7 protein-coding genes are annotated in these 9,829 nt (G+C 64.7%); 3 read left to right on the top strand and 4 right to left on the bottom strand.

Going from position 1 to position 9,829, the window contains the following annotated elements:
• Positions 1-178: 178 nt before the first annotated feature.
• Genes ABIB91_RS08545 through ABIB91_RS08535 form a run of 3 tightly spaced genes read right to left on the bottom strand, consistent with a single transcriptional unit; the run spans position 179 to position 4,097 of the window.
• Positions 179-796 (bottom strand): Isoquinoline 1-oxidoreductase subunit, encoded by a 618-nt coding sequence (locus tag ABIB91_RS08545; protein ID WP_354167778.1) that lies wholly within the window; start codon positions 794-796, stop codon positions 179-181.
• 8 nt (positions 797-804) lie between these two features.
• Positions 805-1,329, bottom strand: a complete 525-nt coding sequence (locus tag ABIB91_RS08540) for a (2Fe-2S)-binding protein (protein ID WP_007591800.1) — start codon at positions 1,327-1,329, stop codon at positions 805-807.
• Positions 1,326-4,097: a xanthine dehydrogenase family protein molybdopterin-binding subunit gene (locus tag ABIB91_RS08535; protein ID WP_354167378.1), complete on the bottom strand. Its 2,772-nt coding sequence runs from the start codon at positions 4,095-4,097 to the stop codon at positions 1,326-1,328. Before ABIB91_RS08535 ends, ABIB91_RS08540 begins: the two co-directional genes overlap by 4 nt.
• Positions 4,098-4,332: 235 nt before the next feature.
• Between ABIB91_RS08535 and ABIB91_RS08530 the strand changes: the two genes are divergently transcribed.
• From ABIB91_RS08530 to ABIB91_RS08520, 3 genes are all read left to right on the top strand, one after another.
• On the top strand, positions 4,333-5,940 hold the full coding sequence (locus ABIB91_RS08530) for a multicopper oxidase family protein (protein ID WP_354167381.1): 1,608 nt from the start codon (positions 4,333-4,335) through the stop codon (positions 5,938-5,940).
• Positions 5,941-6,061: 121 nt separating this feature from the next.
• Entirely contained in the window at positions 6,062-7,684 is a 1,623-nt protein-coding gene (locus tag ABIB91_RS08525) for an ABC-F family ATP-binding cassette domain-containing protein (RefSeq protein ID WP_354167384.1), read from the top strand.
• Positions 7,685-7,755: 71 nt separating this feature from the next.
• A complete protein-coding gene (locus ABIB91_RS08520; RefSeq protein ID WP_354167386.1) occupies positions 7,756-8,631 on the top strand; it encodes an MBL fold metallo-hydrolase in 876 nt (291 codons plus the stop codon).
• 7 nt (positions 8,632-8,638) lie between these two features.
• Here the strand turns inward: ABIB91_RS08520 and ABIB91_RS08515 are convergent, their stop codons facing one another.
• Complete coding sequence (locus ABIB91_RS08515) at positions 8,639-9,730, bottom strand: type II asparaginase (protein WP_354167389.1); 1,092 nt, start codon at positions 9,728-9,730, stop codon at positions 8,639-8,641.
• Positions 9,731-9,829: the final 99 nt, after the last annotated feature.

The following is a 9,829-nucleotide window of genomic DNA, read 5'->3' as shown; positions in this document are numbered from 1 at the left end:
CGTAAAATGCTTCAGGGCCAGCGCTTCAGAGCGCGGCTCAACGAAAGGTCTAGCGGTCAAATCCATTGTGGCCGACTTTTGCAACAAAATCGGCCCATAGCCGACTCTCTAAGGTGGGCTGACCATGTCCGCTCCCAACTTGCGGCTATTCACCCAAATCGATTTTGTGAGCACCCGCTCACGGCGCCGGACACGCCGCTCCCGTCTTGGCCCAGGCTTCCACCAGCGTGCCGGCCTGCTGTTGCGTGCCCGGCACGGGCGAGCGGCCGAAGCCGGGCTTCCAGGCCCAGCCGACGAGGGTGTCCTTGCCGATATGGTCGATCAGGTCTTCCACCTTGCGGCCGCCATTGCGCGCAGGATCCCTGATCTGCTCGCAGATCTCGGCGACAGTCTTGCCCTCCCAGGCCATCTCGCGCGGGGCCAGATGCCAGTCGGGATGGCCGGGCATGCGGCCGGGCTCGAAATTGGCCTTCTGGTGGCAGCTGTTGCAGCGCATCGCCTCGAGGCCGTGGCCGTCGGCGCCGCGCGTGACGGGTGGCTGATGCAGGCGGGCATTGTCGCCCTGGTGCGGCCTGTCGCCGGCCGGATGACAATTGGTGCAGCGCGGATGCGTCAGCACCTTGCCGAGCTCGGTGAAGATTGCGGCCGAACGCTTCTCTGTGTCGCCGATCGAAGCAAAGCTCTCGGGTGAGGCGAGGGCGTGGCTTGCCGTCTCCGACGCCGCGTAGCCCGCACTGAGACTGCCGGCGAGGGCGGCGACCACGGCAATCATCTTGAACCGCACGTCGGAGATCATCATGCGTGTCACTTGGTGGCCATGAGGTAGCGCTTCGAGTCGGCGAGGATCACGTCTCGCACCGCCTCGTGATATTTGACGTAGCCGGTGCAGCGACAGAGATGACCGTCGAGCGCATCCGCGATGGTCTGCTCCAGCGCCTCGCGCGCGACCGGCGTGCGCGAGAGACGTTCGAGCAGCACCTGGCCCTCGTTGAGGAAGCCGGCGGTGCAATAGCCGCACTGAAAGGCGAAATGCGCGATGAACGCCTTTTGCAGGGTCGAGAGCTCGCCGTCCTTCGCGTGGCCCTCGACGGTGCGGATCGACTTTCCGTCGAAATTCACGGCGGGCGCGACGCAGGTCGGGCTGGTGGTGCTGGTGCCGTCGGGCGCATCGACGATGACAGCGCAGCTCAGGCATTGCGCGGCGCCGCAGCCGAACTTGGTGCCGGTCATGCCCAGCATCTCGCGCAGAAAATCATTCATCGAGAGATCGTCGCGGACGTCCATCGGACCGTGCTTCTGGCCGTTGATGGTGAGGCTGAGGGTCGTCACGCGAGCACTCCCTTCAATAGGCTTGCGGTGACCGGCAGCGCGCGGAAGCGATGGCCGGTGGCGTCGTGGATGGCGTTGATCAGCGCCGGCACGATCGGGATCATCACGACCTCCGCCATGCCCTTCGGTGCTTCGTCTGCCGTTTGCGGCTTCAGCATCTCGATCTCGAGATCGCGGAGCGGCAGGTCGGAGCCGCGTGCGACCAGATAGCGCCCGAGATTCCATTCGCCGTTGCCCGGCCCGCCTTCGAACGGGGGCAGGGTTTCGAGCAGCGCGTAGCCGACGCCCATGGCGAAGCCGCCCTGGGCCTGGCCCATCACCACCTCGGGCACGAGCGCGGTGCCGCATTCGAGCACGCTATAGGCCTTGGCGATGCGAAGCGCGCCGGTTGCGCGCTCGATCTCGACGCGAACGACCGTGCCGCACATCGAGGTGTAGGCGGTGCCGATCCGGTTGTTGTCGGTCGGCGGAAACTTGACGCTGGTGCGGTTGATCCGCTCGAACTTGCCGTTGCCTTTGCGGATCGCCAGTGCGTCGATATCGGCGCGGTATTGCTCGCCGGACAGCGGGAAGCGTGCCCGCGACCACGCCCAGCGCGAGAAGCTGTGCGCAACCGCACCGGTGACGAAGCCGCGCGAATGAGCTGTTGCCGAGAGCACGGAGAGGGCGAGCGGTTCGAGGCCGGGCATGGTGAGCTGGCCGTTCTTCCAGCTTGCGCTGGCCCATTGTCCCGCGCGCGGATCAGTCTTTGCGATGCGCCACAGCTCGAGCGCCGAGGGCCATAGTCCGAAGCGGAAAATGACGCGGGCGGCTTCCGCGGCGGAATGGGTGCCGACATGGGCGCCGATCGAGGAGCTTGTCGGCGAGCTGATCGCGGGCACCCAGCGCGGGTTTTTCTCCGCGGCATCCTGGGTCTTCTGGTCCATGGTGGAGGGATCGCCCGACGTGACCAGCCCGAGCACGTCATAGCTGTCGACGCGGGCGACCGAGACCTCGTCGGCGATGGCGCCGAGATGGCCGGCGACGCGGTTGGCCAGCGCCGTCCCGATGCCGTTGCCCATCTCGACATGATCGCAGAAGATCACGATCTTGCCGTCAGGTCCAAGCTCGACACGGCCGAGCGAGCCGTCCGCGCCGGAGCCATAGTCTTTCGTCACGCAGGCGACGCCGGTGCCGACCAGCCGATCCGACGAGGTCTGCTTGAACTGCGCCCGCTGCTGCCAGATCGGGTGCTTCTCGAGCTTGTCGAGGATTTCGGGCGTGCGCACCGAGACGATGTAGGGATTGCCCGTCATGGTCCGGCCGTTCTGGGGCAGCGCGTTGCGCCGCCGGAATTCGATCGGATCGTGCTTGAGCTCGGACGCGGCCTCGTCGATCAGGACCTCCAGCGCCGTCATGGCTTGCAGGATGCCGTAGCCGCGCATCGAACCCGCGCTTACGCCGCGCGAGTGCACCGCGACAGTCCTGACGTCGACCTTCGGAATGTCGTAGATGCCGATCGCGCCGGTGGCCGCGACGACGGCAACACTGGCCGAGAAATGGGCGATGCCGCCGCCGTCGAGCACGTGATCGGCCGCGAACGCCTTGATCTTGCCGGTCGCGCGATCGATACCGATGCGCGAGCGCATCTTGATCGAATGGCGCTTGATGCCGGCCTGAAACTGCTGGTAGCGGTCATGCGCCAGCCGCACGGGCTTGCCGGGAAAGCAGACCGCCGCGAGCGCAACATAGAGAATGAAAGGCGTGTGATCGCGGCCACCAAAGCCGCCGCCGACATGGGCGAACTGCGCGTTGATGTGCGCCGGCTTGTAGGGCGCGCGGGCCTTGCCCAAGAGATGCGCGATCGATTCCGCCGCCTCGTAGGGCGACTGGACGCCCAACAGCAGTTCGAGATTGCCGCCCTTGCCGTCGTACCAGGCGAGCCCGCATTCCGGCTCCAGGAACATCGGGTCGACCGATTGCGTCTCGAACTCGCGGTCGAGCACAAGCATGGAGGCGTCATCCGCTGCAAGCTCGGCACGGATCTGCTCGCCATATTTCGCCGCCTTGGCGTAATCCGCGGGCATGTCCTTCGCGAGCGGCGACCACACTGGCAGCGCCGCGCTCTGGACCTTCTTGGGCGAGACCCAGCCGGCCTGGAGCGGCGAATAGACATCCGGCTTGTCAGGCGAGGGGCCTGCCACGCGGGTGAAGCGGAAGGCCCCGTAATCGGGGACGACGACTGGCCCGGTCTCCTCGCCGAATTGGACGAACGTGCCGTCGCGTAGCGCCAGACGTGCCTGATCGAAGGCGTCGAACTTCTCGAAGATCAAAAGCGCGACCGGCTGTCCCAGATAGAGCGGCGTCTTGCCGATCGGACAGAACAGGTCGCCCGCGTAGAACTCCGGCACCTGGGTCCCGATCCGGTCGAGATCGGCGGCAGTCACCACGACCGACGGCTTGAGCGCGCCGCCGAGGCGGGCGAGGTCCAGCCCGGTATAGACATGCGTGGCGTCGTTGGCGCGGACCAGGATGGCGTGCGAGGTGGCCTGAGGCCAGCCCTGCAGATCATTGGCGCGGAAGTCGGAAGCGTAAAGCTTCGCACCGGTGACCTTGGCGACGCCGTCGATCCGGCCGGCGCCCGCCGTGGCGGGATTGAACTTGCCGCGTCCAGGCAGCGTCTCGTGCGCTGCGAAGGGCACGCCGGCTGCGGACGCCAGATGTGACAGGCTGACCGAGATGCCTCCCGCCGACAACCACTTCACGAACTCACGTCGCGAAGGCCTCATGATCATATCCTTGTACAGAGTTTCGAGAACATCGGGATGCGGCCAGCATGCGATGTCCGGAGGGCATAGGTCAGCGCCAGCGCGAATCCGTCACGATGCATCCTGCGACGATAGAACGGCTGAGGAGGTTTACAACCAATGAATGTGGTGCGCTTGCGCCTCGAATTGTGGTTTGGTGCTTGCTTTAGAGTCGAATCGAACGGAAGACGGTCCGGCAACAGGGGGCGCAATTCAAATGCAGCAGGATCCGAACGGTGCGTCTTCAGTCACCAGCGCCATGGGCACGACGACATTGTCGCGCCGTCAATTGCTGGATTGCGGTCTCAAAGCGGGCGCGTTGTCGCTGTTCGCAGGTGCCGCAAATGCCCAGCACGCCGTGCACGACCATGCGGGCATGTCCCACACCGCGGACATGTCGCCGAGCATGGGGATGGTCGCTGAAACGCCCGTTCCCGCCATGGACCAAGCGCTGGTCGAGCCCGAGGTGCGGCGGTCCGTCAATGGCGTGCTGAGCACGACCATGCGCGTCGGCTATGCCTATCGCCAGATCGGCGGCGTCAGGCTCTATGTCAGGTCCTATGAGGGCGGCAGCCCCGGCCCGACCTTGCGCATGAAACCCGGCGATACCCTGCGCATCAAGATGATCAACGATTTGCCGCCGAACCGCGATGGATTGCCGGCCGACATCAGCCATCCGCACCAGTTCAACAACACCAATTTCCATTTCCACGGCGCGCATACCAGCCCGAGCGGGATTTCCGACAACGTCATGCGCTCGATGGCGCCAGGCCGCAGCTACAACATCGAAATCACTCTGCCGGCCGATCACACCATGGGCACCTACTGGTATCACCCGCATCATCACGGCAGCGCCGACATCCAGATGTCCTCCGGCATGGTCGGCGCCGTCGTCATCGAGGGTGATTTCGCCGACGTCCCCGAGATCGCGACAGCCCGCGAACGGCTCATGGTGCTCACCCAGGTGGTCTACGATTCCAACGGCATGGTCGAGAATTTCGAGACGCTGTTTCCCGAGACCGCGACGCGCTTTCTCGCCATCAACGGCCAACGCCGGCCAATGATCGAGATGCGGCCCGGCGAGGTGCAGCGCTGGCGCATCCTCAATGCCGCCTATCAGGACGACATGCTGCTCGACCTGGAGAAGCACGATCTGCAAGCGATCGCCTATGACGGCATCCAGCTCGGCGCCATGCAGCCGCTCAAGCAGGTCCTGATTGCGCCCGGTCAGCGCGCGGACATTCTGGTGAAGGCAGGCAGCCCCGGCACCTACGCCTTCAACGCTACGCCCTACGATCAGGGGCATCCGTCGCCGGTCGGGCCCTTGGCGCGGGTCGTGGTGTCAGGTGCGCCGATGGACATGAAGCTGCCGCGCGCCCTGCCGCCGGCGCCGCTGGCGACCATCAAGGACTCCGAGATCACCAACCGCCGCAAGGTGGTGCTGTCGGCGACCGCGCCGGAGGCCGACGCCGCCGGCCATTGGCAGGAATTCGAGTTCTTCGTCGACGGCAAGAAGTTCGACCCCGGCCGCATCGATCAGCGGGTCAAGCTGGGCGCGGTCGAGGAGTGGACCATCGTCAATACCCATGAGCATGACGACCACGTCTTCCACATCCATACCAACCCGTTCCAGGTGATCTCGGCCAATGGCAAGGCGCTGGCGGTGCCGGAATGGCGGGATTCCGTGATCGTGGAGCGCAAGGGCGGCCAGGTCGTGTTCCGCTCGCGCTTCATCGATTTCACCGGCGTCTACATGCTCCACTGCCACATGATGAACCATGAGGAGATGGGCATGATGCAGACCGTGGAGGTCTACAAGGCCTAAGCTGCGGGTCGAATTGCGCGAATTCGGCGGCGCGCGGGGCTGATCCGGGTCCGGCCGGGCTTCCCCTGGGGGCCCGCATGGCCTATGACGCTGCAACGCAACAATCCCCCAAAAAGACCTCATGATCCGCCTCGACAACGTCAGCAAGCAAGCCGGCCACCAGATCCTGTTCATCGAAGCGTCCGCCGCCCTCAACAAGGGCGAGAAGATCGGGCTCGTCGGCCCGAACGGCGCAGGCAAGACCACGCTCTTCCGGATGATCGCCGGCGAGGAACCGCCCGATGAGGGGCAGGTCTCGACCGATCGCGGCATCACCATCGGCTATTTCAACCAAGACGTCGGCGAGATGGCCGGCCGCAGCGCCGTGGCCGAGGTCATGGACGGGGCGGGACCGGTGAGTGCGGTGGCGGCCGAGCTGCACGAACTCGAGACCGCGATGGCCGACCCTGATAAGGCCGACCAGATGGACGAGATCATCGCGCGCTACGGCGAGGTGCAGCACGCGTTCGAGGAGCTCGACGGCTACGCGCTCGACGGCCGCGCGCGCGAGGCGCTGTCCGGCCTCGGCTTCAGCCAGGAGATGATGGACGGCGACGTCGGCAAGCTCTCCGGCGGCTGGAAGATGCGCGTGGCGCTGGCGCGTATTCTCCTGATGCGTCCCGATGTCATGCTGCTCGACGAGCCGAGCAACCATCTCGATCTCGAAAGCCTGATCTGGCTGGAGAAGTTCTTGCGCGACTACGAAGGCACGCTGCTGATGACCTCGCACGACCGCGAGTTCATCAACCGCGTGATCTCGAAAGTGGTCGAGATCGATTCCGGCTCGCTCACCACCTACGCCGGCAATTATGAGTTCTACGAGCAGCAGCGGGCGCTAAGCGAGAAGCAGCAGCAGGCGCAGTTCGAGCGCCAGCAGGCGATGCTCGCCAAGGAGATCAAGTTCATCGAGCGGTTCAAGGCGCGCGCCTCTCACGCAGCGCAGGTTCAGAGCCGGGTGAAGAAGCTCGACAAGATCGAGCGGGTCGAGCCGCCGCGCCGCCGCCAGACGGTGGCGTTCGACTTTCCGCCGGCACCGCGCTCGGGCGAGGATGTCGTTGCGCTCAAGAAGGTGTTCAAGGGCTACGGTAGCAAGCGGATCTATGACGGGCTCGATTTCATGATCCGCCGCAGGGAGCGCTGGTGCGTGATGGGCGTCAACGGCGCCGGCAAATCGACGCTGCTCAAGCTCGTCGCGGGCGCGAGCGAGCCGGACGATGGCACCGTGGCGGTCGGCGGCAGCGTCAAGATGGGCTATTTCGCGCAGCATGCGATGGATTTGCTCGACGGCGAGCAGACGGTGTTCGAGTCACTCGAATATGCGTTTCCGACCGCGGGGCAGGGCTCTCTGCGCGCGCTCGCCGGCTGCTTCGGCTTCTCCGGCGACGACGTCGAGAAGCGCTGCCGCGTGCTGTCGGGCGGCGAGAAGGCGCGCCTCGTGATGGCGAAGATGCTGTTCGATCCCCCGAACTTTCTGGTGCTGGACGAGCCGACCAACCATCTCGACCTCGCCACCAAGGAAATGCTGATCGCGGCGCTGGCGGATTTCGAGGGCACCATGCTGTTCGTCTCGCATGACCGGCATTTTCTCAGCGTCCTGTCGAACCGCGTGCTGGAGCTGACGCCCGAGGGCATCCACCAGTTCGGCGGTGGCTACACCGAATATGTCGCGCGCACGGGGCAGGAAGCGCCGGGGTTGCGGAGCTAGCATTCCGCTACGCCGCCTTGACGCGTTGGTGCCTCTCGCTACGCTCTTTCAAAAAAGGGAGCGAAACAGGCATGAAGCAGCTGCGCATCGGCGACATCACCATCGACGCGGTGATCGAGCGGGAGGGGCCGTGGCGGCGGCCGCAGGATTTTTTCCCGGCCTATGACGAGGGCGTATTCAAGCGCCATTTGCTGACGATGGAGCCGGAGGTGTTCGACGCCGCGCGCGGCATGATGGTGATCACCTATCAGACCTTCGTGGTGCGCACGCCGCGCTATACCATCCTGGTCGATACCTGCACCGGCGAGGACAAGGGCCATCCGCCGCCGTTCGATTTTCCGGGCAAGGCGCGCTGGCGCAACCAGCTGTTCGCGCTCGGTATCTCTTTCGAGCAGATCGACTACGTGTTCTGCACGCATCTGCATATCGACCACACCGGCTGGAACACGACCTTGCGCGACGGTCGTTGGGTGCCGAATTTTCCGAATGCGAAATACGTCTTCCACAAGGGTGAATATGCGGCTTGGGAGGCCGAGCATGCCAAGGGCAGCAATCCGCCCGGCACCGTGTTTCGCGACAATTGCCTGCCGATCGTCGAGGCGGGACAGGCGCTGCTGGTCGATGACGACTACGCGCTCGACGACACCGTCACGCTGACGCCGACGCCGGGGCATTCGCCCTGCCATTGCTGCGTGAACATCTTCTCGAAGGGGCGCCGCGCGGTGGTCGCCGGCGACCTCATGCATCATCAGATCCAGTGCCGCGAGCCGGACTGGTCGGCCAGACCGGATTGGGATCCGAAGCAGTCGGCGGTGTCGCGGCGAAAGTTCTTTGCTTCCGTCGCGGACACCGACACGCTGATCCTGCCGATTCATTTTCCGGCGCCGACGGTCGGGCTGATCAAGCCGCTCGGCGCCGCCTTTGATTACCGTTTCAAGCGAGAGTAGGGCTAGCTCAGTAGGTGTAGAACATCCGCTGGATTTCCTTCGTGTCGGTCGTCTTGGTCAGCGCCAGCATCAGCAGAATGCGCGCCTTTTGAGGATTGAGCGTATCCGAGACGACGAAGTCGTGCTCGTCGTCCTTGGCCTCGCCGTTGCGCGCGACGATGCCGTTGCCGACGCGGCTGCTGCGAACGATCACGACGCCCTTCTTGCGGGCCTCGTCGAGAGCTGGCTCGACCGCGGGCCTGGCCAGGCTGCCGTCGCCGACGCCGGCATGCACGATCCCCTTGGCTCCGGCGCCGACAAAAGCGTCGATCGCGACCCGGTTCATGTTGGCATAGCCGTAGACGATATCGACTTGCGGCAGGACATCGAGGCTGGAGACGTCAAATTCGGAGTCCGCCGTGTGGCGGCGCGTCGATTGACGATAGAAGTACGGCTTGTTGCCCTGCATGTAGCCGAGAAAGCCGAGTTCCGGTGTACGGAAGGTGTCTGCCGTCGAGGTGTTGTTCTTGGTGACATCGCGAGCCGCGTTGATCTGATCGTTGAGAGCAACCAGCACGCCCTTGCCGACGGCCTCGTCACTGCCCGCGAGGATCACCGCGTTGAAGAGGTTGATCGGCCCATCCGCGCTGATCGCCGTCGACGGTCGCATTGCGCCGACGACGACGACGGGCTTCTTGCTCTTGACGACGAGGTCCAGGAAATAGCTGGTTTCCTCGATCGTGTCGGTCCCGTGCGTGATCACGATGCCGTCGACGTCGTCCTGCGCGAGCAGCGTGTTGACGCGCTTGGCAAGCTTGAGCCAGTAGTCATTGTTCATGTTCTCGCTGGCGATCTGGAAAACCTGCTCGCCCTTGACGTTGGCCACCGTTTTCAGTTCGGGGACGGCATTCAGGAGGGTCTCTATGCCCACCGTGGCTGCGGTGTAACCGACCACGGTGGTGCTGCTCGCCCCGCTGCCGGCGATCGTGCCGCCGGTTGCGAGCACCATGACGTTGGGCAGTCCCGGGCCCCGCGCGTTCGCGGCTTCAAGTCCGATGAGCAGAGAGAAGAGCAAGCTCATTGCCGCGATGAAGTGATGACGCACTCGAGGTTGCCACATCTTGACGTTCCCTTTCCTAGAAAGCCTTGTCGATGCGCCCCGCTTCGCTCAGCGCCACATGATCGGTCAGTCGAGAGCTCCTGTCTAGGGCGACGCTTT

The organism is Bradyrhizobium sp. JR4.3 (assembly GCF_040547695.1).
GTDB classification, from domain to species: domain Bacteria; phylum Pseudomonadota; class Alphaproteobacteria; order Rhizobiales; family Xanthobacteraceae; genus Bradyrhizobium; species Bradyrhizobium canariense.
The sequence above is the reverse complement of the archived record's forward strand: the minus strand, read 5'-3'. Positions and strand labels throughout refer to the sequence as shown.